The organism is Paraburkholderia atlantica (assembly GCF_009362785.1).
Taxonomy (GTDB): Bacteria; Pseudomonadota; Gammaproteobacteria; order Burkholderiales; family Burkholderiaceae; genus Paraburkholderia; species Paraburkholderia atlantica.
Window position 1 is genome coordinate 331,774 of sequence record NZ_WHNQ01000003.1, and the last position, 25,317, is coordinate 357,090.

The 25,317-nt window shown below is 61.8% G+C and carries 20 protein-coding genes and 1 pseudogene; 4 read left to right on the top strand and 17 right to left on the bottom strand.

Annotation, left to right across the window (positions count from 1 at the left end; all coding sequences use genetic code 11):
• The first annotated feature begins 132 nt into the window (after window positions 1-132).
• The 3 genes and pseudogenes from GCT19_RS06070 to GCT19_RS44610 all read left to right on the top strand — a co-directional run bounded on the left by GCT19_RS06070 (window position 133) and on the right by GCT19_RS44610 (window position 1,956).
• Complete coding sequence (locus GCT19_RS06070; protein ID WP_152851324.1) at window positions 133-1,143, top strand: zinc-dependent alcohol dehydrogenase family protein; 1,011 nt, start codon at window positions 133-135, stop codon at window positions 1,141-1,143.
• 100 nt (window positions 1,144-1,243) lie between these two features.
• Window positions 1,244-1,555 (top strand): annotated as a pseudogene (locus GCT19_RS44340) (SDR family NAD(P)-dependent oxidoreductase); the annotation flags it as partial.
• Between the two features lie 89 nt (window positions 1,556-1,644).
• The gene (locus GCT19_RS44610; RefSeq protein WP_321576763.1) at window positions 1,645-1,956 is read left to right on the top strand and encodes an SDR family oxidoreductase; all 312 of its coding nucleotides are present in this window, start codon (window positions 1,645-1,647) and stop codon (window positions 1,954-1,956) included.
• Window positions 1,957-2,114: 158 nt separating this feature from the next.
• Here GCT19_RS44610 and GCT19_RS06080 read toward each other — a convergent pair whose 3' ends face one another.
• From GCT19_RS06080 to GCT19_RS06100, 5 genes are all read right to left on the bottom strand, one after another.
• Window positions 2,115-4,595 (bottom strand): efflux RND transporter permease subunit, encoded by a 2,481-nt coding sequence (locus GCT19_RS06080; RefSeq protein WP_152851325.1) that lies wholly within the window; start codon window positions 4,593-4,595, stop codon window positions 2,115-2,117.
• A 12-nt stretch (window positions 4,596-4,607) separates the two neighbouring features.
• Window positions 4,608-5,672, bottom strand: a complete 1,065-nt coding sequence (locus tag GCT19_RS06085) for a WD40/YVTN/BNR-like repeat-containing protein (protein ID WP_152851326.1) — start codon at window positions 5,670-5,672, stop codon at window positions 4,608-4,610.
• Window positions 5,673-5,799: 127 nt separating this feature from the next.
• A complete protein-coding gene (locus GCT19_RS06090; RefSeq protein WP_184246544.1) occupies window positions 5,800-7,161 on the bottom strand; it encodes a DUF1329 domain-containing protein in 1,362 nt (453 codons plus the stop codon).
• 145 nt (window positions 7,162-7,306) lie between these two features.
• Complete coding sequence (locus tag GCT19_RS06095; protein WP_321576764.1) at window positions 7,307-8,656, bottom strand: DUF1329 domain-containing protein; 1,350 nt, start codon at window positions 8,654-8,656, stop codon at window positions 7,307-7,309.
• A gap of 14 nt (window positions 8,657-8,670) precedes the next feature.
• Window positions 8,671-10,368 (bottom strand): DUF1302 domain-containing protein, encoded by a 1,698-nt coding sequence (locus GCT19_RS06100; protein ID WP_227717716.1) that lies wholly within the window; start codon window positions 10,366-10,368, stop codon window positions 8,671-8,673.
• Window positions 10,369-11,729: 1,361 nt separating this feature from the next.
• On the opposite strand from GCT19_RS06100, the gene GCT19_RS06110 reads away from it, so the two are divergent.
• Window positions 11,730-12,389: a TetR/AcrR family transcriptional regulator gene (locus GCT19_RS06110; protein WP_152851328.1), complete on the top strand. Its 660-nt coding sequence runs from the start codon at window positions 11,730-11,732 to the stop codon at window positions 12,387-12,389.
• 99 nt (window positions 12,390-12,488) lie between these two features.
• Here the strand turns inward: GCT19_RS06110 and GCT19_RS06115 are convergent, their stop codons facing one another.
• The 12 genes from GCT19_RS06115 to GCT19_RS06170 form a co-directional block, all read right to left on the bottom strand.
• Window positions 12,489-13,718, bottom strand: coding sequence for a cytochrome P450 (locus tag GCT19_RS06115; RefSeq protein WP_018436069.1), 1,230 nt, complete (start codon window positions 13,716-13,718; stop codon window positions 12,489-12,491).
• A gap of 71 nt (window positions 13,719-13,789) precedes the next feature.
• On the bottom strand, window positions 13,790-14,923 hold the full coding sequence (locus GCT19_RS06120) for an acyl-CoA dehydrogenase family protein (protein WP_152851329.1): 1,134 nt from the start codon (window positions 14,921-14,923) through the stop codon (window positions 13,790-13,792).
• A 9-nt stretch (window positions 14,924-14,932) separates the two neighbouring features.
• Window positions 14,933-16,141 (bottom strand): acyl-CoA dehydrogenase family protein, encoded by a 1,209-nt coding sequence (locus GCT19_RS06125; RefSeq protein ID WP_152851330.1) that lies wholly within the window; start codon window positions 16,139-16,141, stop codon window positions 14,933-14,935.
• A 137-nt stretch (window positions 16,142-16,278) separates the two neighbouring features.
• A complete protein-coding gene (locus tag GCT19_RS06130; protein WP_018436066.1) occupies window positions 16,279-17,148 on the bottom strand; it encodes a MaoC/PaaZ C-terminal domain-containing protein in 870 nt (289 codons plus the stop codon).
• 22 nt (window positions 17,149-17,170) lie between these two features.
• Entirely contained in the window at window positions 17,171-17,977 is an 807-nt protein-coding gene (locus GCT19_RS06135) for an enoyl-CoA hydratase (protein ID WP_018436065.1), read from the bottom strand.
• A 16-nt stretch (window positions 17,978-17,993) separates the two neighbouring features.
• Complete coding sequence (locus GCT19_RS06140) at window positions 17,994-19,160, bottom strand: acyl-CoA dehydrogenase family protein (protein ID WP_018436064.1); 1,167 nt, start codon at window positions 19,158-19,160, stop codon at window positions 17,994-17,996.
• Between the two features lie 34 nt (window positions 19,161-19,194).
• The gene (locus GCT19_RS06145; protein WP_152851331.1) at window positions 19,195-20,349 is read right to left on the bottom strand and encodes an acyl-CoA dehydrogenase family protein; all 1,155 of its coding nucleotides are present in this window, start codon (window positions 20,347-20,349) and stop codon (window positions 19,195-19,197) included.
• Between the two features lie 31 nt (window positions 20,350-20,380).
• Window positions 20,381-21,580, bottom strand: a complete 1,200-nt coding sequence (locus GCT19_RS06150) for an acyl-CoA dehydrogenase family protein (protein WP_152851332.1) — start codon at window positions 21,578-21,580, stop codon at window positions 20,381-20,383.
• Between the two features lie 43 nt (window positions 21,581-21,623).
• Entirely contained in the window at window positions 21,624-22,766 is a 1,143-nt protein-coding gene (locus GCT19_RS06155; protein ID WP_152851333.1) for a CaiB/BaiF CoA transferase family protein, read from the bottom strand.
• 3 nt (window positions 22,767-22,769) lie between these two features.
• Complete coding sequence (locus GCT19_RS06160; protein ID WP_152851334.1) at window positions 22,770-23,624, bottom strand: SDR family oxidoreductase; 855 nt, start codon at window positions 23,622-23,624, stop codon at window positions 22,770-22,772.
• 44 nt (window positions 23,625-23,668) lie between these two features.
• Entirely contained in the window at window positions 23,669-24,484 is an 816-nt protein-coding gene (locus GCT19_RS06165) for an enoyl-CoA hydratase/isomerase family protein (RefSeq protein ID WP_152851335.1), read from the bottom strand.
• A 17-nt stretch (window positions 24,485-24,501) separates the two neighbouring features.
• On the bottom strand, window positions 24,502-25,308 hold the full coding sequence (locus tag GCT19_RS06170; protein WP_018436058.1) for an enoyl-CoA hydratase/isomerase family protein: 807 nt from the start codon (window positions 25,306-25,308) through the stop codon (window positions 24,502-24,504).
• Window positions 25,309-25,317 lie beyond the last annotated feature (9 nt).

Consider the following 25,317-nt stretch of genomic DNA (forward strand, 5'->3'; position numbering starts at 1 on the left):
CGCTCCGAACGCTTTGTTGAACAATGTTCTATATTCTGAACCGTTCTTTTTGTAGCTGTCAACGAGAAGAATGAGGAAAGCGTCACTTGTCGATCATTTCGACGCCCTCGTTCAACACCAAGGAGACGACAAATGAAGCTCTATCGATGCGAGCGTTTCGAAGGCATTGCGGGACTGGCGTTATGCGAGGAACCCGATCCGGCACCACCCGGCGCTCATCAGGTATTGGTCCAGGTCAAGGCGAGTTCGCTGAATTTCCGCGAGTTGATGCTGATGAACGGAGCGTTTCGCGACTGGATGGCGCCGAACTTCATTCCGGCTTCAGACGGCGCGGGCGTCGTGCTCGCGGTCGGCCCTGGCGTGCGGCGCTTCAAAGCCGGCGACCGGGTGATGGCCAATTTCGCGGAGTACTGGCACGGCGGAGCGCGCCCCCAACACGCAGACACTCTTGGCCGCGGCGCTATCGTCGAAGGGATGCTTCGCGACAAAGTCGTACTCAGTCAGGAAGAACTGATCGGTGTCCCCGAGCACCTTTCCGACGAAGAAGCCGCAACGCTGCCTTGCGCCGCGGTCACCGCATGGAACGCACTGTGTCAGCATGCGCCCCTGCTGCCGGGCCAAACCGTCCTCGTGCAAGGTTCCGGCGGCGTATCGATCTTCGCTTTGCAGTTGGCGCGTCTTTTCGGCGCCCGCGTGATCGCCACTTCGTCGAGCGAATCGAAACTCAAACGCCTTGCCGAACTTGGCGCAGACGCGACGATCAACTACCGCGACACGCTCAATTGGGAAGACGCCGTGCTACACCTGACCGATGGCCGTGGGGTCGATCTCGTCGTCGAGGTGGGCGGGGCTCAAACGTTCGGCAAGTCGGTTGCCTGCACACGGGACGGAGGCCGAATCAGCGTCGTCGGGCTGCTGACGGGTGCCCCTTCTCCCGGCGAGGGATTCTTCACGCGCGGACTGTCGATCGCACCGATCCGCGTCGGCTCCCGCCAGGATTTCGAATCGATGAACCGCGCAATCGCATTGCACGAGCTGCGGCCGGTGATCGACTCGGTTTATGACTTTACGCATGTACCGGATGCGCTTCGGCACCTCGAAAGCCAGAAGCATTTCGGCAAGATCGTCATTCGCCACCAGTAATCGGCGTTCGCATCATCCACGGAGTCAGACAATGAAACTCTTTTCGCTGGAAGGACAAATCGCGCTCGTCACTGGCGCATCGCGCGGTCTCGGCTTTGCCATGGCGTCGGCGTTGGCGTCGGCTGGTGCGACCGTCATCCTCTGCGCGCGTTCGCGTACGAGCCTCGAAGCCGCCGCGGAATCGATTCGCAAAACAGGCGGCGACGTCGATATCGAACCGTTCGACCTCACCGATCAGAACGCCATCCGGAACGGCGTTCGCAACGTCCTCGCGCGCCATGGCCGCATCGACGTACTGCTCAACAACGCGGGCATTTGCGAGTGGAGCGATTTTCTCCAGTCGACCGTCGACATGTGGCAAAGAACGATGGATACCAACGTCACGGCCGCATACCTGCTCGCGCAGGAAGTGGCGCGCCCGATGATCGAACGCGGACACGGACGCATCATCAACGTCGGGTCTATGTGTCGGTGCTCGGCCGTGAGAAGCTCCAAGCGTACGTGGCCAGCAAGCACGCTGTTGCCGGACTCACGAAATCGCTCGGTGCAGAGCTGGGTCGGCACGGCATTCGCTGCAACGGCATCTGCCCCGGCTACTTCCTCACGGATATGGCCGAGCCCGTCACGTCGAATCCGCAAATGAAGGAGATCGTGCGCTCGCATATCTCCGTTGGCCGCTGGGGGAACCCCGAGGAACTTGGCGGCGTCGCCGTGTTTCTCGCGTCCGAGGCGAGCTCCTACATGAACGGGCAAATGCTGATGGTCGATGGCGGGGTCTCGGAGATCCTGAGCTTTTCGATGTCGGTGGTGTAGGGCCGAGCGGCCATAGCGCAACTAAAGCGACAAGCGCTCAACGTAACGCGCCGATTGACTCGAAGACAAAATGGCCCGCAATCGCCGGAGATAGCGGGCCAACCTTTTTGCACCGCGAGGCGGTGCCGCGCGCGGCGCGCGGCACCGCCACATACTCGCTAGCGCAGCGTCACCTCGCCGCTACAAGCTTCGACGTTCGCCGAACCAGCCGCCACGCCCTTCGCCACCGCCTTGCGCGAAATACCTTGCAGCAGGAAATGCGACAGCGCCGGGATCAGGATCAGCGCACCGATCATGTTCCACAGGAACATGAACGTCAGCAGGATGCCCATGTCTGCCTGGAACTTGATCGGTGAGAACGCCCACGTCACAACGCCGGCAGCCAGCGTCACACCGACCAGCGCCACGACCTTGCCCGTGAACTGCACCGCATGACGATAAGCCACGCGTAGCGGCTGCCCCGCGCGCTGATACGCGAGCTGCACGCTCAGCAGATAGAGCGCATAGTCGACGCCAATCCCCACGCCCAGCGCGATCACCGGCAGCGTCGCCACCTTCACGCCGATGCCGAGCTTGACCATCAGCGCCTCGCATAGCACCGAAGTGATTCCGAGCGGCACGACGGCCACCACGACCGCGCGCCAGCTGCGGAACGTGATGAAGCACAGCAGGATCACCGCCGCATACACCATGAACAGCATGGTGCGGTTTGCTTTTGCGACCACCACGTTCGTCACTGCATCGATACCGGCCGAGCCTGCAACCATCAGGAACTGGTGGTCCGCGTCGCTATGTTCTTTCGCGAATGCCTCCGCCGCCTCCATGACACGCGAGAGCGTCGCCGCTTTGTGATCGGTCAGATACGCGATGACGGGCGCCGTGCCGCAAGTTTGGCTCAGTAGATCCGGATGATCGAGCAGGATCTGCCACACCGTCTTGTTAACGATCGAAGGCACGCGGTCGATCGTGTACCACTTCGGGTAGCCCTCGTAGAAACCCGCCGTCATCCAGCGCGCGAGGCCGCCAACCGAAGTCGTCGTCTGCACGCCCGGCACGTTGCGCAGTGTGGCTTCGAGCCGGTCAGCCTCCAGAACGAGCGGGAAATTGTTGGCGTCGCAAGTGCCGTGCGACGACTTGCCAACCACGACGAAAAGATCGCTCGACAGGCCGAAATGCGCATTGACGAAAGCGTTGTCGAGGTTGTAGCGCGAGTCCGGACGAAGCTCCGGCGCGCCCGAATCGAGGTCGCCGATCTGCAGATGCTGACTGATCGACCAGCCGAACGCCGTCAGTGCCGCCGCGCAAACGATCGCACCCACGGCCCAGCGGCGTTCGGTGAAGCGGTCGAGCAGATTCCACAGCGCGCCTGCCGACGAGGTGCCACGCGCGTCGTTCTGTTCGCCGCGCACGCTGCGTCGTGCCGCCGACGGACTCACGCCAATGTATGAGAGCAGTACCGGCAGCAGCAGCAGATTGGTGAACACGAGCACGCCCACACCGACGCTCGCCGTGAGCGCCAGATCCTTAATCACCGGAATGTCGATGACCATCAGCACCGCGAAGCCAACCACGTCCGCGAGCAACGCCGTGAGACCGGCGAGGAAGAGCCGCCGGAACGTGTAGCGTGCCGCCACGTAGCGATGTGTGCCACGCCCGATGTCCTGCGTGATCCCGTTCATCTTCTGTGCGCCATGCGATACGCCGATGGCGAAAACGAGGAACGGCACCAGCACCGAATAGGGATCGAGCACGTAGCCGAGCGAGCGAATGATGCCGAGTTGCCACACCACCGCAATCAACGAGCACGCCACCACCAGCAGCGTGCTGCGATAGCAGCGCGTGTACAGAAAGATAACGCCGAGCGCGATCGCCGCGGCCACACCGAAGTACATCGCCACCAGCTTGAGACCGTCGATCAGGTCGCCGATCAACTTCGCGAAGCCCACCACGTGCACACGCACCTCGCCGTGGCCCTCGTTCTTGATGACCTCGTCGATCTGATGCGAGAGCTTCGCGTAGTCGAGCGCCTTGCCGGTATCGGCATAGTGATCGAGCAGGGGCAACTGGATCATGCTCGAATGCTGATCATTCGACACGATGCTGCCGACGATGTTTGCGCGCGCTATGTTCGTGCGCAGCTGTGCGATGGCCTGCGCGGACGCGTCGAAGCCGTCCGGCATCACCGGGCCGCCCGCGAAGCCACTCTCCGTAACCACGTTCCAGCGTACGATCGGCATCCAGATTGACTTCACGCCAGGGCGGTCGACGCCCGGAATCAGGAACAGCGCATCATTGACGCGTCGCAGCGCGGCAAGATACTTCGGATCGTAAATGTCGCCCGAGGGATTCTCGACGACGATCCGCAGCGAATTGCCGAGCCCTTTAAGGTCCGCCTTGTTGGCGAGATAGTTCTTGATGTACGGATGCGACAGCGGAATCATCTTCTCGAAGCTCGCATTCACGTCGAGACGCAGCGCCTGAAACCCCAGCACCGCCGTGATGATCGCGCAGATGAAGATGAGCCAGGGACGGCGGTTGAAGATCAACCGTTCAAGCGCGTTGCCTGAACGTGAATCGAACTGGGCAAGATCCGCCACAACGGGCATCTTGTCGAATTGGGCATTGTTGCGGCCAGCCATGTCTGCTCCCTTTTAGTTCGACTTCGACAATGTGATCCGCGACAGGCCGGCCGCGCCAGCCAGCACCGCGGTGTCGCCGCGCAGCGTCATCGCGAAGATGCCGCCCGGCTGGCTCGCGCCACGTTTATGAAACGTTGCCCCCTGGTCGGCGCTCTCGAGCAGTTCCCCCGCCTGGGTCGCGAGAAGAAGGTGACCGTTAGCCAGTTCGGCCGAAGCCAGGATGCTCGCGCCGGTGGGCAGCGTGACTTTGTCCCAGCTCGCGCCGCTGTCGATGGAGCGATAAGCGTTGCCGAGCAGACCGTAGACGATCATCGCGTTGCCCGTGGAAGCGAGACCGAAGAGGCTACCCTTCGAGGGCGTAGGCACCGCGACGAAACGCTGCTTGTCCGAATCGAGCTTGAGCAACAGCCCCTGTTCGCCCACGATATAAAGCGTCCCGTTGATACGGCGCATCGCATGCAGGTTCAACGCGTTGGGATTGTCGACGCGATCGAACCAGGGCACCCAGCTCTTGCCGCCGTCGTCGGTGTGAAAAATGATGTTGAACGAGCCGATGACCCAGCCCGAACGCTCATCATCAAACCAGACGTCGAGGAAAGGACGTCCCCCCTGGTCTGCTTCGAAGCGCTCTGCCTCCTCGCGCGACGCCTTCAAATCGGGTGAATCGCCCTGCTGCTTCGCGTAGTAGGCGCTCATCAGCTTCGCCGCCTGCTGGCCGTCGAGCTGCCGCGTCCAGGTATTGCCGCCGTCGGTGGTGTGGAGCACCTCGCCGTCGTGTCCGACCGCCCAGCCGAGCGCGGCCGACTTGAACGTGACAGCGACCAGGTCCGAACTCACCGGCACCTGGACCTGGCGCCAGTGCATGGCCATGTCGTCCGAAACCAGAATCGCACCGCGCGGGCCTACCGCGACCAGACGCTGCCCGGCCTGGGCCAACGCGATCAGCGGTTCATGCACGGCCTGCGGGTTGATCACGGCCGGCGAACGCATCGGATCGGCGAATTCGGCATGGACCGGCGCGCTGACGGCGCATGCCGCCGCGACGAGTGCCAGCCAACGAAACAGGGTATTGCGCATCGTGTCTCCTTCACAGTAACTGGCGATTGGTCACGCGAACAGTCCTGGATTTTTATGAAACTTCTCTGTGCGCCATGCGATCCCCGGCATGGCGCACGTACTGCGCTCTTCCTTGCACCTGTATCGGCTATCGAATGCCGGTCGACTGCATATGCTCAGGCGTAAAGAAGTCCTTCGTGAAGCTCGTGTTGAACATGATCCCCGGCGACTCCGCCGGATGGCTGCCAAAGATATAGATGCCGCTGTTGAAGTCGTAGAACCAGTTGCCCAGCGAATACGGCACCTTGTAGTCGTAGGCAGGCGCCGTGGTCTCGAAGCCACCGCGATACAGCTTGCCCGACTGGTCATAGGCATCCATCATTCCGCCGCCACCATCCTCGTCGAAATAGAGCGTCTTTTTGCCATACACGTGACGCGAGCCCTGCTTCAGCGTCAACTCGACGACCCACACGCGGTGCAGTTCCCAGCGCACGTGATCCGGGCTGACGAAATGCGGCGTGAGGATCTTGCTCGCCGGTGTTTCGTACTGTTGCCTGTAATCGTTGTACGGGATGTACATCTCTTTCTTGCCGACGAGCTTCGCGTCCCAGCGATCGATGCGTCCGTAGAACAACTGGATGTCGTCCATCGTGATCGCGCCGGAATAGCCGGGGTTCGGCGTGTCGTAGGCAAGGTCAGGCGCCACGCGCACGCGGCGCTGACCGGGGCTGTATTCCCACGATTGCTGGTTGTGATCGGCGGTGTCGGTGAAGAACCAGTAGAGCGTGGTGTCACCGATCATTCGCGCCGGCGCAACGAAATCGTTGTTGATGTATTGCCAGATGGCGAGACCGCCCTTCTTCCTGAATTCGCCTTCCTGTTTGAGATCGAAATACGGGTAGTACAGTGAGCTCTTGAATTGCGCGGCGAGGATCGGCGTGCCTCTCGAATCAACCAGCCACGTCTTCACGTTATTGCGCTGGGCCGTACCCACGTAGCGCAGTTCCCAGTTCCACAACGCTTCCTGACCGTTCTTCGGCACCGGGAACGGCTTGCCGCCGAACGCCCCGGAAACGAACAGGCCATTCTTTTCGAGCTTCGCGTTCTGCGCGTTCTTTTCCGAATTCTCGAGATACCAGTCCGGATACGACACCGAGCGATGCGTCGGATAGATGTCCATCCGATAGGTCGGATAACGCTTGAAAAGCTCGATCGAACTCGCGCTCAGCTTGTCCGCGTATTGCTGATAGTTCTGGCTAGTGATTTGCAGCACTGCCTTCTCACCCGGGAACGGGTCTTCCCATTTGCCAGAATCCGCCTTGAATCCCGTCGGAAACTGTGTGATGCCCCCTGTGTAGGCGGGGATCGTCCCATCCTTGTTCCCGGCAATTTCCGCCCCGAAAGGCGTGATCCCGTTTTCGATCGCATTCGACATCGGCGCGGCGCAGATTGCTGCAGCAAGCGCGAACGCGTTAATCAACAGCCGGTGCTTCTTCAAAACTGTCTCCATCACTTTCCAGATTGATCCAATACCAAAAGCAACAACACAACTTTCGATGCGCGCGACTCGATCCAGCCACTGCTGGTGAGACGTCCCGCCAGGCAAGCCGGGCGGGACGCATCACTCAATACCTTATCTTCAGCTCGGCGCGCAATTAGCGCACACCCGCAGATTGCATACGCTCCGGCGTGAAGTAGTCGCTCGGGAAGTTCACGTTGAACATGATCCCCGGCGACTCCGCCGGATGGCTGCCAAAAATATAGATGCCGCTGTTGAAGTCGTAGAACCAGTTGCCCATCGCATACGGCACCTTGTAGTCATACGCGGGGACCGTGGTCTGGAAACCGGCGCGATAGAGCTTGCCCGACTGGTCATACGCGTCCATCATTCCGCCGCCGCCGTCCTCGTCGAAATACAGCGTCTTCTTGCTGTAGATATGACGCGCACCCTGCTTGAGCGTCAGATCCACGACCCACACGCGGTGCAGTTCCCAGCGCACATGATCCGGATTCACGAAATTCGGCGTGAGGATCTTGCTTGCAGGCGTCTCGTACTGCTGCTTGTAGTCGTTGTACGGAATGTACATTTCCTTCTTTCCGACCAGCTTCGCGTCCCAGCGGTCGATCTTCCCGTAGAACAGCTGGATATCGTCCATCGTGATCGCGCCGGAATAGCCGGGGTTCGGCGTGTCGTAGGCGAGATCGGGCGCCACGCGCACGCGGCGTTGGCCCGGGTTGTATGCCCAGGATTGCTGATCGTGGTCGGCCGAATCCGTGAAGTACCAGAAGAGCGTCGTCTCGCCGATCAGACGGGACGGTGCCGCGTAGTCGTTATAGACCTGATACCAGATTGCAAGGGGACCCTTCTTGCGAAACTCCGCTTCGTACTTAGGCTCGAAATACGGATAGAGCAGCGAACTCTTGAACTGTGCAGCAAGAATCGGCGTGCCTCTCGAATCGACGAGCCACGTCTTCACGTTGTTTTTCTGGGCCGTGCCGACATAATGCATCTCCCAGTTCCACAACGCTTCCTGACCGTTCTTCGGGACCGGGAACGGCTTACCGCCGAACGCGCCCGAAATATAAAGGCCGTTCTTTTCGAGCTTGGCGCTTTGCGCGTTCTTTTCCGAGTTCTCGAGGTACCAATCCGGATACGCAACGGAGCGGTGCGTCGGGTAGATGTCCATCCGGTAAGTCGGATAGCGCTTGAACAGTTCGATCGAAGCGGCGCTCAGCTTGTCGGCGTATTGCTGATAGTTCTGAGCCGTGATTTGCAGAACGGGTTTTTCATTGGCAAACGGGTCCGCCCATTTCCCGGAGTCGGCCTTGAAGCCGGCCGGGAAGTCCTTGATGCCGCCCGTGTACGCGGGAATCGTGCCGTCCTTGTTGCCGGCAATTTCCGCTCCGAACGGGGTAATCCCGCTCTCGATTGCCAGCGTATAGGGTGAAGCCCAAACTGCGGCGAGTATCGCCAGCGCCTTAAGAAGCTTTGGGAGTCTTTTCACAGGTGCCTCCATCATCAAAACGTTGTCTGATAGGTGATGCCGATCCACGACTTGTCGCTATACGGTGCGCCGAGTGCCGTCGCGGCTCCCGCCGTTGAGTACCCCTTCTTGTTCATGTAATACGTGTAGGTCACGTTCACCTGGTGCTTGTTGTAAATGGTGAAATCAAGCCCGACCACGAACGTGTTCTGCCCTTGTGCTTCGGCCGCCGGCGTGATGACGGACGAGTAACCCTTCAGATTCAGATTGACGAACAGTGGCATCGTCAGATCGACCCCCGGGAACACCTGATACCACTGCGGGCTCGCGCCAATGCCGATTCCGGCCCAGAAGCGCGTCGAGCAGTTGTTGAAGGCATTGTTCCCCGACGCCGAGCATTGGCCGGTAGTGTCGTAGCTGGAATTGGCAAAGTTCCCCGCGTTATGTTGCACGCTGAGCAGCTGGTTGAACGCGAATTCAGCCTGCAGGAACATGTTGTCCCACAACGGCGTCTTGCCGATCGACTGCGTGACGTTCAGCAGACCGTGCAGCGTGCGACCCGTCGGCGCGTCGTTGACCGTCGTCGTGTTGACGGCGGTAAGCGGCATGTTCCAACGATACGACAGCTCGCCCGCCACTGCCGCGTTACCGATCGCGCTGTTGAAGCCAGCGCCGATCAGGTTCACGTTGTTGCCGTACTTCGCCGTAACACCGGGCAGGTTGAAGCCAGGGAAAAGTTGCGGCCCGGCACCCGGGAGCAGCACCGCCGCCCATGGCATCTTCATGGCGAAGTGGCGGTACGTGAATTCATAGGTCGTTGCGAGCGAATCGACGCGCCACTTGCCGTTCAGGCCGATGTCGCCCATCTGACCTTTGGTCGGCGCGATGCGCGGAATCCCGAACGTGCCTAGCCCCGGAATGGTTTCGTAGCTGGCGATCGGCGGTCCGTAGAGAATCGGGTCTGCACCCCCGAAATATGTGCCGCCTTCAGGCAGCCGGTCGTGATTCCATTCGAACGTGTACTGTGCCCCGAGAGAAATCGTGTCGGTAATGTTCGCCGTCACGGCTGCCTGAGCCGTCGGCAACACGATTTCCTTCAGCGATGCGCTCGGGCTCTGCGTCAGCTTCATCAGGTCGAGCGGCTGTTGACCGATCGCCACCGAGTTCGCACCACCCAGCGTAGCGAACGCCGACTGCCCCCAGGTAATCGCCGTCCGGCCGAGCTTGACGTTTACAGAGTGACCACCGAGGTCAAACGTGTTGAACACGAACGCATCACGCAGTTCCGCGCTCGGCCCCTGGTAGAACTTCTTGATGTAGCTCGTGTACTCGTTGTTCGGATAGTTCGGCGGGAACGCGGGGTTGCTCGTATTGTGGTTCTTGAACGTCGGGTCGTACCACGCGTCCATGCTGATGCGGAAGCCGGATGTTTCCTTGTATTTGAAATCGAACTCGCTGTAGAGGTTCAGCATCGCCTGGATCGTACTGAACTTCGGCGTCGACAGATTGCCTTCATCGTACGTCGGACTGCTGGTGTAGAACTGGTCCGGGTTCTGCAGCCGGATGCCGTAGTCCGCGCGCAACGTGTTGTCCCATTGCATGTCGATGTCCGGGTTCGGCACATCGAAGTGAAATGCATTGGCGTTCGCGCTCCACAACCCGCATGCCGCAGCGATACAGGCGGCGTGTACGCCAAGGCTGATCGCCCTTGGCTTAAGACTCTTCTGTTTCATGCGTCTCCTCTTGTCTTTGTCGAACTGCCGCAGAAAAGGCCAAGGCCGTTGGATGGCCGCAGACTTAGCAATGAAGCGAAACCGGCCTCCCCCACCTCATCAGCATCGCGTTTCAGATCCCTCCTACCACGTCACCAGAATACGAATGCTGTTCGCAAAGATAAACGCTCGAAACTCGACTGTCAACGCTCGCCCACCCCTACGCGATGCATTTTTTCGAACGCCGTTCGAAATTCGGGGTAAACGTGGGCTTGAGATCGGTGATGAATTTGAAGCGATGCGCGCCTGACTGAGGCACGCATCGGTGCTGAATGCGTGTCGAGCGCGTCGCGCAAACGAGATGCCGGCGACGCTTGCATTGACAAGGCATCCGCCTCGCCTGCGAGGAATGGCGATGCAAACCATGGTGGCTTCCTGGCAACCCGCGAGAGCGGATCATCAATCGATCTACAGCCGCACGCAGCCGAGATGTTCGGCTCGAGCCCGGTACGCGGCGCAGATCAGGGACGAGCTAGTCTTTCGTCTGTCACTTCGAACGCGAAAGGAAGACGAATCGCTGAAGCAGCCGAAAACACGTGTGCGATTGGGTCGGTTTCCCTGGCAGTGCATCCATATATCCTGGCCATGGATCGCGACAAGACAAACTCCTTATCCAGCCCCTGGGCAGGAGTGCATTTCTGGTTTTCGGGGAGGAGGTGGGAACACTCGCCAGGCGCCGTCGTCGTGCCGAAAGAAGAATATCGCGAGTGAGCTGTCCGAGGCAGACGACCGCGCGAGCACACACCTCGTCTGACTCGAATTTGCGAAAGTACATCGGGTTACATGCACCGGGGTGGTCGCAGTGGGCGCGAGCCACTTTTCGATGAGCGAACGCAAAGAACTTTCTCCAAGCTTCATGTCCTGCTCCTTCAACCGCCCCGTGTGCGCCGCTGGCAAATCACAGCCACGAACGCAAAAATTGGCGACCTTAACCGGCCCGGCCTGACACCTGCGCATCTCCGCTCCGGGTTCCGACGCTGCGAGAAAAATCTGTTTCTGCCGTAATGTGTCGTTTGACTAAATACTAGTGGTCAGCCGACCCATTATCAAGCCCAGTGGCACCAGGGGAAATGCTGGTATGGACAAGACCACGCTTCAGTGGAGTACGATATGTGACGCTGCAATTAAAAGGATGAGACGCCATCTGAAGTAATTAGTCGACGGACGAATTTTTATTGGTCATCTGACTATCATCAGATCAAAGAGTCGCGCTAGCCGACCAGGATCGAGCGATGCTCGTGGTGGGGAATGGTCTGCAGTTTTGCACATCCGGGACTGACAACGCGCGCGACAGGCAGCAGACGCCAAGGAGAGCACAACAGATGAAAGACCTGACTATCTCATCGGCAGATCTCGACAAGACGGCGGAAGACGGGCCCAGACGGCGAGGCAATAGAACCACCCGTGTGCCCGCCATCATCGAAGCGGCGATCGAGGTCTTTGCATCTGAGGGTAACGCTGGGTTCACTCAACGCCGCATTGCCAGCGACGCAGGAATCCGGCTGAGGACCTTGCAGCACTATTTCAGCACTCGCGAAGAACTGTTGCGGGCCACAATCGAGGCATTTACAAGTCGTTATTTCGAACACTATCGGACGATCGCAGAAGACAAACGGCGGCCACCGGAGGCCCGGCTGGAAGTCATCGTCGACGAGGCGTTCTCTGTACTGACGGCGGCCGGCGGCAAGCGCGTTAGCGCCTTTGTTCTGGAATCCTGGAGCCTGGCGGAACACGAGTCCGGTTTGCATGCCTTGATGGCGAAAACCACTGCCGATTTTCAGGCTCTGCTGGCGGAACTGATTGCACAGATAAACCCAACCTTGGCGGCGCGAGAATGTACGCTGCGCGGTGCCCTACTCCTTTCACATCTACAGGGCCTCGTCGTCTATCTTCGCCGGGCCGACACGAACACACTCGATGCCGACTCGTTCCGTCACGCCATGAAGGTTGTCTGGCGCGCGTTGAGTAAGGCGTCTCCATAGAACAAGGCGCGCGCAATACGACGGGCGCACCGGGCCGCAGATAGCCTTCCACAGACGCACATGGTCACAATGGCCTTCTCAGGCCATCGCGACCGATCTTCAGCGGGCCACGTCCCAGACAAGAGGCAAGTGGTACAGCGTGCCGTTCACACCTCCGTGGACACCCGCCTTCTCGCCAGGCTTGATCTGGAAATCGGGAATCCGCTTCAGCCATTCCTGAAGGAAAACCTTCAACTCCACGCGTGCAAGAAACGAGCCGGGACAACGATGCGCGCCATTGCCGAACGTCGAATGAATCGGCGTGGGCCGCGTGAAATCGACATTCAGCGGATCGTCGAACTTTCGCTCGTCCAGACCGTGCAGCGTGGTCGGCATGATGATCATGTCGCCCGCCTTCATCTGCACGCCCTTGTATTCGAAATCGTGTGTGATCCGCCGGCCTTGATTGACCACCGGGAAGCGCCGCAGAAGCTCGTCCACCGCCTTCTGCGTCAGTTCGGGGTTGTCGATCAGCTGCTTGCGGTGGGCCGGGCTGCCGGCGAGGAATCGCGCGATAAAACCCATTGCCGATGCTACCGTGTCGAGGCCGCCAATCAGCACGAGACCGCAAAGCCCGCGCACTTCTTCGTCGGTGAGCGCGCGCCCGTCGATCTTCGAATGGACGATCTTGCTGATGAGATCGTCGCCCGGATTCGCGCGGCGTTCCGCAATCTTCACGCCGAGGTATTGAAAAATCGCACCGAGCGCCTTGAGCTTCTCGTTGGCATCGACCGGGCGGACCATCTTGTCGGCGAGGCCGAGCAAGTACTCGCGATCCTCGGCTGGCAGCGCCACCATGTTCATGAAGATGCCGATCGGCAGGTGCTGCGCAAACCCCGATACGAATTCCACCTCGCCCTTCGGATAAAAGCCGTCGATCAGTTCGATCGCCATTTCGCGCGCCTTCTCCTCGAGCTTGCCGATTGCCTGCGGCATGAACGCAGGCGCGATCAGCGCGCGATAGGCGGTGTGCTGCGGAGGATCGAAGAAGATCGGCGGCAACGGTTGATGCTCGACGAGCGGCACGGTCAGCTGCTTCGACGAGAAATTCTCATAGTCCTTGAGGATGTGATAGATGTCATCGCCACGCGTCGCGATCCAGTGTCCGCCGTTTCGCGGCGTCCACAGAATGTCGGGAATGCCTTCGGCGTGCAACTGCTTGAGCGACAGATGGTAATCGTCTTCGGCACCCGGCGGATTGTAGATATCGATGTCGAACACACGTTCAGGCAATACGTGCGCGGGAATCGGAGCGAGCTCCGGAGCCGCGCCATGAGCAGCTACTGACATCTGTTGTCTCCTTTGTTCGAATCGACCGGTATCGGCGGTCGGGATCATTCTGCTCGTCGGGCAAACTGCGATTACAGGAACGCGCCGTACAGTTCGAGATGGTGTTCGGTGTTTCCCCAGGTCATATCGATGCAGGTGAGCCGCTTCACGTACCACCCCACCGCCAGCTCGTCCGTCATGCCCATCCCGCCGTGCAGTTGTACCGCTTGCTGTGCCACGAAGCGCGCACTACGCCCGATCAGCGCCTTGGCGGCTGTAACGGCACGATGGGCTTCGAGATCGTCGTCCTCGCCGAGTCTGGCGGCGGCAAAGTAAACGATCGATTTCGCCTGCTCTACCGCGGTCAAAATATCGGCGGCGCGATGCTGCAGCGCCTGGAATTTGCCGATCGGCGAACCGAACTGCTTTCTCGTGCGCAGGTATTCAAAGGTCAGCTCGCTCAGACGCGACATCGCGCCGACCGCTTCCGCGCACAGCGCAAAAATGCCTTGATCGACCGCCCACTCGAGCAGCGGGTAGCCCTGATCGACCGCGCCGATGACAGCCATTGCATCGACGCGCACGTCGTCGAGCACCACCTCGGCGACACGCTGGCCATCGAGTGCCGGAAATCCTTTGACGCTCACGCCTGGCGCGCGCGCATCGACGGCGAACAGTGTGATGCCGTGCTGATCGGTCTGCTCGCCCGCGGTACGCGCCGAAACCAGCAGAATGTCCGCGCTGTCGCCGTGCAATACCACGCCCTTCCGTCCATTCAGGATGAACCCGTCACGCGTTGGCTCGGCCCTCATTGCAACGTTCCACAAATCGAAACGCGCACCGGGTTCGAGCGTCGCCAGCGCGGTCTTCAGGCTGCCGTCGGTGATGCCGGTCAGCAACTCGGCCTTGCGCGCCTCATGTCCCGCACGCCCGATCAGCTTCGCGCCGATCACGGCGGTCGAAACAAACGGCTCCAGTACGAGCCCACGGCCGAAGGCCTCCATCACGAGCATCGTCTCGACCGGCCCGGCGCCAAGGCCGCCATGGTCCTGTGGCACGTTCAGTGCCAGTACGCCCATTTCGGCCAGCGTAGTCCAGTGCGCAGCCGACCAGCCCTCGGGCGTAGCGGCGAGACAGCGTCGCGCCTCGAAGTCGTATTCCTTTGCGACGAAACGGCCGACCACGTCGGCCAGCATCTGTTCCTCTTCAACCAGCGTGAAGTCCATGGCGTGTCCTCAGATGCCGAGCGCCTGCTTGGCGATGATGTTTTTCTGCACTTCGGTCGAACCGCCGTAGATCGAAATCTTGCGCCAGTCCAGGTAGTGCGCGGCCAGCGCGTTGAGCAGCTCGCCGTTCGCGGTTTCACCGCGCCAGTCCGCCTCCAGCGCCTCGCTTACAAAGGGCACCGCATAGGGGCCTGCGCATTCCATGATCAGTTCCGTAAGCTCCTGCTGAATCTCCGAACCGCGGATTTTCAGCACCGAAGCCTCCGGTCCGATAGGACGTCCAGCGGTTTCGGCCGAGACGACGCGCAGTAGCGACCATTCGTGCGCGATCAAATCGATTTCCACCTTGGCGATGCGATCGCGAAAGCGGACGTCCTCGATGAGCGGCTTGCCGTGCTTGCGCTCGGTGCTGGCAATCTCCTTCAGACGACGCATGAAACGCTTGCAGTTGCCGAGGCCGGCAATGTTGGTCCGCTCATGGCCGAGCAGGTACTTGGCGATCGACCAGCCGCGATGCTCGTCACCGACGAGATTGCTCACCGGCACTTCGACGTTGTCGAAGAACACTTCGTTGACGTCGTGGCCGCCGTCGAGCGTGCGGATGGGTCTGACCGTGATGCCGGGCGTCGACATATCGATCAGCAGGAACGAGATGCCTTCCTGCGGGCGGCCGCTGCCGTCCGTGCGAACCAGGCAGAAAATCCAGTTAGCCCATTGGGCGAACGAGGTCCAGATCTTCTGGCCGTTGACCACGTAGAACGATTGACCGTCGCGCTGGACGCGGTCCGCACGCGTCTTCAGCGACGCCAGATCGGAACCCGCGCCCGGCTCGGAGTAGCCCTGACACCACCAGTCCTCCATCGAGACGATGCGCGGCAGGAACCGTTCGCGCTGCGCGTCGGTGCCGAACTTCTGAATCACCGGTCCGACCATCGAAAGGCCGAACGGCATCTGGCGCGGCGCGCCGGCGGTAAAGCATTCCTCGTCGAAAATGTTGCGCTGCGCGGCATTCCAGGCGGCGCCGCCGAATTGTGCGGGCCATGCAGGTGCGCCCCATCCCTTCTCGGCAAGAATGCGTTGCCAGCGCACGTAGTCTTCGCGCGGCACATGGCGGAAGTTCAGCACCCGTTCGCGAATGTCGTCGGGCAAATGCGTCGCTACGAATTCGCGCACCGTGGCGCGAAATTCCTTGTCGGCGGGGCTCTCTTTCAGGTCCATTTCAGCCTCCCGCCGGGCCGCCCCAAGGGAGGCTGAAGCCTCCCCGGGGGGCCGCGAACAACAGTGAGCATGGGGGTCGTTTCATTTCAGGCTCCAGTCGCGGCCCGGCAAGCACATCGGCGCTGCCAGGCGCGGTTTCAGGCAATTTCCACGATTCCGTTGTTCAGCACCACCGCGTCGCGTGCGTCGACGCGCGCCCGCAAATGCAGGCGCGTGTCACTGTCCCGCCAGAACTGGAAGCGCACTTCTTCGCCCGGATATACCGGCGAAGTCAGGCGCAACGCGAGTCGCTTCAAACGCGATGCGTCGTTGCCCGCGAACGTGCGAATCGCCGCGTAACCCGCGATACCGTAGGTCGCGAGGCCGTGAAGAATGGGCCGGCTGAAGCCGGCCTTCGACGCGACCTCCGGGTCCGCGTGCAGCGGGTTGGCATCACCCGAAAGGCGGTAGATCAACGCGGCATGGGCACCGGTCGAGAACACATATTCCGCATCCGGCGCACGCTCGGGCACCGCCGGAAGCGCTTCGGGCGGCGAGTCGCTCGCGCCCGACCCGGCGCTGAATCCGCCGTCGCCACGCAGAAACGACACCTGCCGGACTTCGGCAAGCTGTTCGCCCGTCGAGGCGTCGATGATGTCGCGCTTGAGTTCGACGATCGCGCCTTTGCCCGCGCCCTTGTCCGAGATACGGCTCACCCGCGTCTTGCTGACGATGGTCGCCGCCACCGGCATCGGGCGCACGAAACGCACGTCCTGCTCACCATGCACCAGCTTCAGATAGTCGATGCCCGTGCGCGGGTCGCGCATCCACGATTTCGGCCATGCGAACGCGGCTGCGCAGGTCGGCATCGCTTGCAGGTCCTTTTCATACACGTAGCGCAACTGTTCGGTGTCCAGCGGGTCTCCGCCGAGGCCGAGACCCAGCGAATACAGCATCACATCGCGCTCGCTGTACGTCTGCGTAACATCTTCGATCGGCCAGTTCTTGACGACTTCGTAGTTCAGCATGAGGTGGTAGTCCTATGTGTGCTCAGTGGTCCGTGAAGTTGGGCTTGCGCTTTTCGAGGAAGCTAGCCATGCCTTCCTTGTAGTCATCGCACTGGTTGGCGATCGGCATGTCCAGTCCCGCGTACATCACCGCCTCGTGGGGCGTCTGAAACGGCACCTCCCAGACCTGCTCCTTCATGATGCGCATCGAGCGCGGCGAGCAGTACTCGGCCATTTCGCGCGCGTAGGCATAGGTCTCCTCGACGAGCTTGTCGGCCGGGATTGCCCGATTCACGAGTCCCATCCGTTCGGCCTCACGCCCCTTGATCTTGCGTCCCGACATCAGCAGGTCGAGCGCGTGCGCCTGGCCGACGTGACGCGCGAGTATCCAGGCCATGCCGTATTCCGCGGTCAGGCCACGGCGCGCGAATGCCGTCGTGATGGTGGCGTCTTCCGACGCAAAGCGGATGTCGCAAAAGAGCGCGTGAATCAGGCCGATGCCGACGGTCGCACCGTTGAGCATCGCGATCACCGGCTTCGGGATGGCCGGATAGTACGAGCAGCGCGTCTGCCAGTCGGCGCGCTTGCGCATGTCGAACGGGCGCGGCAGCTTCGTCATCAGCGCGGCCGGGTCGCCGCCGAAGCTGTGGATATCGCCGCCTGCGCAAAACGCCTTGCCCGCGCCGGTGAAAACGATGACCCGCACGCCCTGATCCGAGCCCGCCGCCTGCATCGCCTCGTACACCTCGGTCGCCACCTGATCGTTCCAGGTGTTCATATGTTCAGGACGGTTCAGCGTGATCGTCGCGATACGGTCCTTGACGTCGTACAGAATGGTCTCGAAGCGCATGAGATCCCTCCAATGCTCAGAATGAACGCGGCAGGTCGAGCACGTGCTCGGCGACATAGGACAGAATCAGGTTCGTCGAAATCGGCGCCACCTGATAGAGCCGCGTTTCGCGGAACTTGCGTTCGACGTCGTATTCGCACGCGAACCCGAAACCGCCATGGGTCTGCAGACAGGCATTGGCGGCTTTCCACGAAGCCGTGGCCGCGAGATGCTTCGCCATGTTCGCTTCCGCGCCGCACGGCTGATGGTTGTCGAACAGTTCGCAGGCCTTGTAGCGCATCAGGTCGGCCGCGCGCACGTCGATGTATGACTCGGCAATCGGAAACTGGATGCCCTGATTCATGCCGATCGGTCGGTCGAACACGATGCGCTCGCTCGCGTACTTCGATGCGCGATCGACGAACCAGTAGCCGTCGCCGATACACTCGGCGGCGATCAGTGCGCGCTCGGCGTTGAGTCCGTCGAGGATGTACCTGAAACCCCTGCCTTCCTCGCCGATCAGGTTCTCTTCCGGGATTTCCAGATTGTCGAAGAACAGTTCGTTCGTTTCGTGGTTGACCATGTTCGGAATCGGTCGCACGGTCAGGCCATTGCCGATCGCCTGATGCAGGTCCACGAGGAAACACGACAGCCCATCCGACTTCTTCTTCACGTCCGACAACGGCGTGGTACGTGCAAGCAGGATCATCATGTCCGAGTGCTGCACGCGTGAGATCCACACCTTCTGGCCGTTGACCACATAGCGGCCGTCTTTTTTTACAGCGTTGGTCTTCAGCTTTGTCGTGTCCGTTCCGGTGGTCGGCTCGGTCACGGCCATCGATTGCAGACGCAATTCTCCGCTCGCGATCTTCGGCAGGTATTTGCGCTTTTGCGCTTCCGAGCCATTACGCAGCAGCGTATTCATGTTGTACATCTGGCCATGGCAGAACCCGGAGTTGCCGCCGTTGCGGTTGATTTCCTCCATGATCACGGACGCCTCGGTCAGCCCGAGGCCGGAACCGCCATACTCCTGCGGAATCAGCGCGGCCATCCAGCCGGCCTTCGTCAGTGCGTCGACGAAGGCCTCCGGATAGACGCGCTCATGATCGATACGGCGCCAGTACTCGTCCGGGTACTCCTTCGAGAGGTCACGCAAGGCGTCGCGCAGTTCCTGATATTGATCGGGTGTGGAAATTCGGCTCATGAATGGATTCCGTTTACTTGGCTGGACGCGCGGCTCACGCTGCTGCATCGATCAGCCCGCCGGCATTGGCGAGCTGGGTCAGATGATGTTCGGTCGAACCGAACTGGATATCGATCACGCTCAGGCGTCTCAGGTAGTGGCCGATCTTGCACTCTTCGGTCATGCCGATGCCGCCGTGAAGTTGCACGCCTTGCTGACCGACGAAACGGCCCGAGCGTCCGATCTGCACTTTCGCCGCGGACATACTGCGATCGCGTTCGGCCGCATCCGGCTCCTCGCTCATCATGGTCGCGAAGAGCGCCATGCTGCGCGCCTGTTCCACCATGACGAGCATGTCGACGGCGCGATGCTGGAGTGCCTGAAACGATCCGATAGGCACGCCAAACTGCTTGCGGACCTTCAGATACTCGACTGTTTCTTCGTGCGCGGCGGCCATTGCGCCCACGGCTTCCGCGCTCACCGCCGCGATGGCGTGCGCAACGACTGTTTCGATCAGCGGCAACGCGGCGCCCGCCACGCCCAGCACGTCGCTATCTGCAACGCGCACGCCGGACAATTCGATGTCCGCCGCACGCAACCGGTCTTGCGTCGGATACGAGTGGCGCGTCACGCCCGCCGCGTCGCCCCTGACCATGAACAGACCGATGCCGTCGCGCTCGCGTCTGCCGCCCGACACGCGCGCCGACACCACCAGAAGATCGGCGCTGCCGCCGTGCAGCACGACGCGCTTCGCGCCGTCGAGCACCCAGCCGTCGCCGTCGCGCCGTGCGGTGGTCGCAACATCCGCGAGCTCGTAGCGCGACTGCGCCTCGCTGTGGGCGAACGCCATCTGCAGCTCACCCTGCGCGATCCGCGGCAGAATCGCCTCGCGTTGCGCCGCGTTGCCGCCGAGGCGCACGAAGCCGCCGCCCAGCACGACCGTCGCAAGATACGGTTCGACTGCGAGCCCACGGCCCAATGCCTCCATCACGATCATCGTTTCGACCGGGCCGCAGTTACTGCCGCCGTATTCCTCGTCGAACGAAAGGCCGAGCAGACCCATGTCGGCATAACGCGCCCACAGCTCACGGCTGAAACCGTCCGGCTCAGCGACATACTTCGCTCGCTGCTCGAAGCCGTACTCGTCCTTGACGAGCCGCTCGACGCTGTCCTTGAGCATTCTTTGCTCATCGGTGAAATCAAAGTCCATATCTGATGCTTCTCCGCAGTTCGCCGGTCGCTCAAAGTCCGAGTACGGATTTGGCGAGAATGTTCTTCTGAATCTCGTTGGAGCCGCCCACGATCGAGACGTGGCGCGCGAAGTAGTGATTCGGCGCGATCGTGAGCCCCCATTCGGGTTCACGAACCGGATCGCCAAGCCCGCGCAGGAAGTCGAGATCGAGCGGCAAGGCGTCCGGCCCTGCGACCTCGAGGAGCAATTCAGCCGCGAGTTGCTGCAGCTCCGAACCCTTGATCTTCAGGATCGAAGTCTTCGGGTCGGGCACGTGGCTGTCCTGCGCGCTGCTTTCGGCAATCACGCGCATCTGCGTCATTTCCAGGGCCTTCAGCTCCACCTCGACCGCCGCGACACGTTCGCGAAAACGCGGATCGTCCCACAGCACGCCGTCGCCGCAAGGCACGCGCTTCGCCAGATCCTTCGCGTGACGCACGCGCATCTTCGAAACGCCCACGCGCGCAATGCCGCTGCGCTCGTTGCCCAGCAGATATTTCGCGTAATCCCAGCCCTTGTTTTCCTCGCCGATCCGGTTCGCAACCGGCACGCGCACGTTGTCGAAGAACACCTCGTTGGTTTCGTGGTGGCCGTCGATCGTGATGATCGGCCGCACGGTCAGACCCGATGTCTTCATGTCGATCAGCAGGTACGTGATGCCCTGCTGCTTCTTGCCGCTCGAATCGGTGCGCACGAGACAGAACATCCAGTCGGCGTGATGCGCGGTCGAAGTCCACAGCTTCTGGCCGTTGATCACGTAGTGATCGCCGTCGCGGACCGCCTGGGTTCGCAGCGCGGCCAGGTCCGAACCGGCGCCGGGCTCGGAAAACCCCTGGCAGAACCAGTATTCGAGGCTCGCGATGCGAGGAAGGAAATGGCGCTTCTGCTCTTCGCTGCCGAACGCGATCAATACCGGACCGATCATGTTCACGTTGAACGACAGCGACTCGGGCGCCGGCGCCATGTGCAGCTCTTCCTTGAAGATGTACTGCTGCACCGCGCTCCAGCCCGTGCCGCCCCACGTCTTATCCCACGCGGGAGTCGCCCAGCCGCGCTCGTACAGAATGCGCTGCCAGCGGCGCAGGTCGGCCGCCGAATAACGCTGGCCCAAGGTCGCCTTGCGACGGATGTCGGCGGGCAGCGCTTCCTTGAAGAAGGCTCTCACCTCGTTGCGGAACGCCAGCTCTTTGTCGGTATATCGCAGATCCATGAGTGTCTCGTTTCGTCTTGATGGGTCGCCTGACGGGTGCCGATCAGGCCAGCGTTCCCGCTTCTTTCAACTCGCCAATGCGGCCCGGGTCGAGCCATGCGGCCAGCGCGGCGTCGACCGTGGACGCGTCGGGCGCCTCGGGCGCTGTCGGCTTCGCGGGCACGGTGGCGGAGAAGCGTGGCGCCGGCGCGGGCTGCACGATGCCGTCGACTTCGATGAACGTACCGCGCGCCTTCAGATGCGCATGCGCGGGCGCCTCGGTCCACGAGAGCACGGGGGCAAAGCACGCGTCCGTATGCTCGAGCAGACTCGACCACTGCTCGCGCGTGCGGCCCTTGAACTTCAGCGCGAACAGCGCGCGTGCCGCGGGCCAGTTGCTGGCGTCGAGTTGCGTCCCCAGCGTTTGCGGATCGATGTCGAGCAGGCGAAGCAGTTCCACATAGAACTTGTCCTCGATGGGACCGACCGTAATCCACTTGCCATCCGCGCATTCATACACGTCGTAGAAGTGCGATCCGGAGTCGGTGATATTCGTCCCGCGCCCGTCACGCCAGATGCCGGCGGCCTGCATGCCGAAGAACGTGGTGGCAAGGTTGGCGGTGCCATCGACGATTGCGGCGTCCACGACCTGACCCGCGCCGCCGTTACGCGCATGCAGAATCGCCGAGAGCAGCCCCATTGCCAGGTACAGCGACCCGCCCGCATAGTCGCCGATCAGATTCAGCGGTATCGACGGTGGCTGGTCGCAGCGGCCGATTGCGTTGAGTACGCCGGTGATCGCGATGTAGTTCAGGTCATGCCCGGCGTACTGCGCGAGCGGCCCTTCCTGACCCCACCCCGTGATGCGTCCGTAAGCGAGCTTCGGATTACGTTCGAGGCAGACCTGCGGCCCCAGCCCGAGTCGCTCGGTCACGCCGGGCCGGAAACCTTCGATCAGTGCATCGGCGCGCTCCACCAGACTGAGCACGAGTTCGACGGCCTCCGGGTCCTTCAGGTCGAGCGCAATCGTCTTTCGGTTGCGCAGCAACAGGTTGTAGCGCAGCGGACGCTCGATACCGAGCTTGACCGGCTGGCGACGCTCGATGCGCAACACCGTCGCGCCCAGATCGGCGAGCAGCATCGCCGCCATGGGCCCCGGCCCGATGCCGGCCAGCTCGACGATTCGAACTCCTGCAAGCGGACCCATCGTTCACCCCTTGCGAGCGTGGGCGCGCATCGCGTCCCATTGCTCGTCGGTCCAGTCCTGCATCGCGCGGAAGGTCGGACCGCCGACGCCCTGCATCCAGCGGCCGCCGTCGATCACGATCATGTCGCCGGTGATGTAGCCGGAGCCATCCGACGCCAGATAAGCGTAGAGATCGGCGAGTTCCGTGTGATCGCCGAAGCGCCGCAGCGGCACCGAGCGCTCCTGCGGCTCGACCTGCGAGCCCGGCGGATACAACTGCTCCCATGCGCCCGGCGTCGGGAAGAGTCCGGGCGCCACCGCGTTCAGGCGAATGCCCTTCGGGCCCCACTCGACCGCGAGGCTGCGGGTCATCGCCAGAACACCCGCCTTCGCCGCGGCGGACGGCACCGTAAAGGCCGAGCCCGTCATCGTGGGCGTCGATACCGTGCTGATCACGTTGCCCCGGTGACCGGCGTCGATCCAGCGCTTGCCCGCCGCGATCGTGCAATAGAAGCTGCCGTGCAGCACGATGTCGAGCACCGCATCCACCGCGCGCGCCGACAGGCTTTCCGTGCGCGCGATGAAGTTGGCCGCCGCGTTGTTCAGCAACACGTCGAGCGGACCGTCGCGCCAGATCGTGTCCATCATCGACTCGACGGACTCCGCGCTGCGCACGTCCGCCTGCACCGTCGCGACTCGCGCGCCAGGCACCACGCCGCGAAACTCGTCGGCCGTCGCGTCCAGCACTTCCTTGCGACGACCACAGATGACGAGCTCGGCGCCCAGTTCGAGGTAGCGTCGGCCGATGCTCTTGCCAAGGCCCGTTCCACCCCCGGTGATGAGAATTCGTTTGTTCTTCAGCAGGTCAGGCGTAAACATATGCGTTGAACTTCCAGTAGAAACAGCGACGGAGAATGGCGGCGTCAGGCACCCGTGAAAACCGGCTTGCGTTTTTCCATGAAGGCTTTTACCGCCTCGGTGTGGTCGCTCGTTTGACGGGTCAGCGGATTGAGGTCGGTTTCGAGGCGGCATGCGTCTTCGATCGAATTGCCCGCGTTGACGAGGCTCGCCTTCAGCAGCGCCAGCGTCACTGGCGGATAGCTCGCGAAGCGCGCCGCGGTCTCGATCGCCGCATCGAGCACGCGGCCGCTCGCGGCCACCTCGCTGACGAGGCCGAGGCGGCGCGCCTCGGCTGCGTCGATCGCATTGCCCCTGAGCATCAGCTCACGCGCCTTGCCGCCGCCGATCTTTTGCGGCAGCGTCCACAGAATGCCGGTGTCCGGCAACAGCCCGACCTTGCTAAAGGCACACGAATATTTCGCTGTATCGGCGCTAACCACGACGTCGCATGCAGCAGCCAGCGACACCCCCGCCCCGTAGCACGTGCCCTCCACCGCCGCAACGACTGGTTTCGTGCCCGTATAGATCAGCTTGAAAAGACGCACGCCCACCGCGATGCGCTCACGAAGCGCCAGCAACGGTGGCGTGGCTGCGTGCATTTCGGACAGGTCGCCGCCCGCGCAAAAATGGCCGCCTGCGCCCGTCAGCACGATCGCGCGGGTATCCGGGTCATCGTGCATCAGCCGCTGGAACACCTCGGTCAGCGCGAGACGCATCTTCATGGAGAACGCGTTGCGGCGCTCGGGATAGTTCATCGTGACGATGGTCACGTCGCCTTCGCAGCGCACCTGCACGATCTCGTCCGCGCCCACAGCGGTTTCCTTCTGCTCGACACTCATCGCATTGCTCCCCGCGCTCACTCACCCGTGAAGACCGGTGTGGTCTTTTCCATAAACGCCTTGCAGGCAGCCTGATGGTCTTTCGACTGACGCAGGATGGGCTGAAAGTCGATCTCGGCTCTCAGCGCGCCTTCCATGGTCGTCGCGGCGTTGGTCAGCGCGTCCTTCAGCAGCGCCACACCGAGCGGCGGCAGCTCGGCGAGACCGCGCGCCACTTCGATCGCCTTCGCGCGCGCAGTACCCGGCTCGACGACTTCGTTCGCAAGGTGGATCTTTTCCGCCTTGTTGCCGTCGATCTCGGTGGCGAGCGAGAGCATCTCTCGCGCGCGAGCCATGCCGATGCGTTTCGGCAGCGTCCACAGAATGCCGGTATCCGGGATCAGACCTACACGCAGAAACGCCGCGCAGAACCGCGCAGTCGAAGCCGCGACGACGTAGTCAGTCGCCACCGCGAGCGACAGCCCGGCGCCGAAGGCCACGCCTTCCACCGCAGCCACGACCGGCTTCGGTCCAGCCTGCATTTCCCGCACCACGACGCACGACTCCGCCAGGATCTCGCGGCTTTGCAGGATCGTGCGCTTCGTCATCTCGGAGATGTCCGCTCCCGCGCAAAAGTGCTCGCCCGCACCCGTGAGAACGATCGCCCGCGAATCCGCATCGTCGACCATCAGCCGATGCATGGTGTCGCGCAGCAATTGACGCATCTGGCGTCCCATCGCGTTACGGCGCCTGGGATTGTTCAGCGTCACGATCGCGACGGGTCCCTCGCGGGTCACCTCGATCAGCGAGGTCACTTCGTTTTCTGCCGTTTGTTTTTCGCTCATATCGCCTTC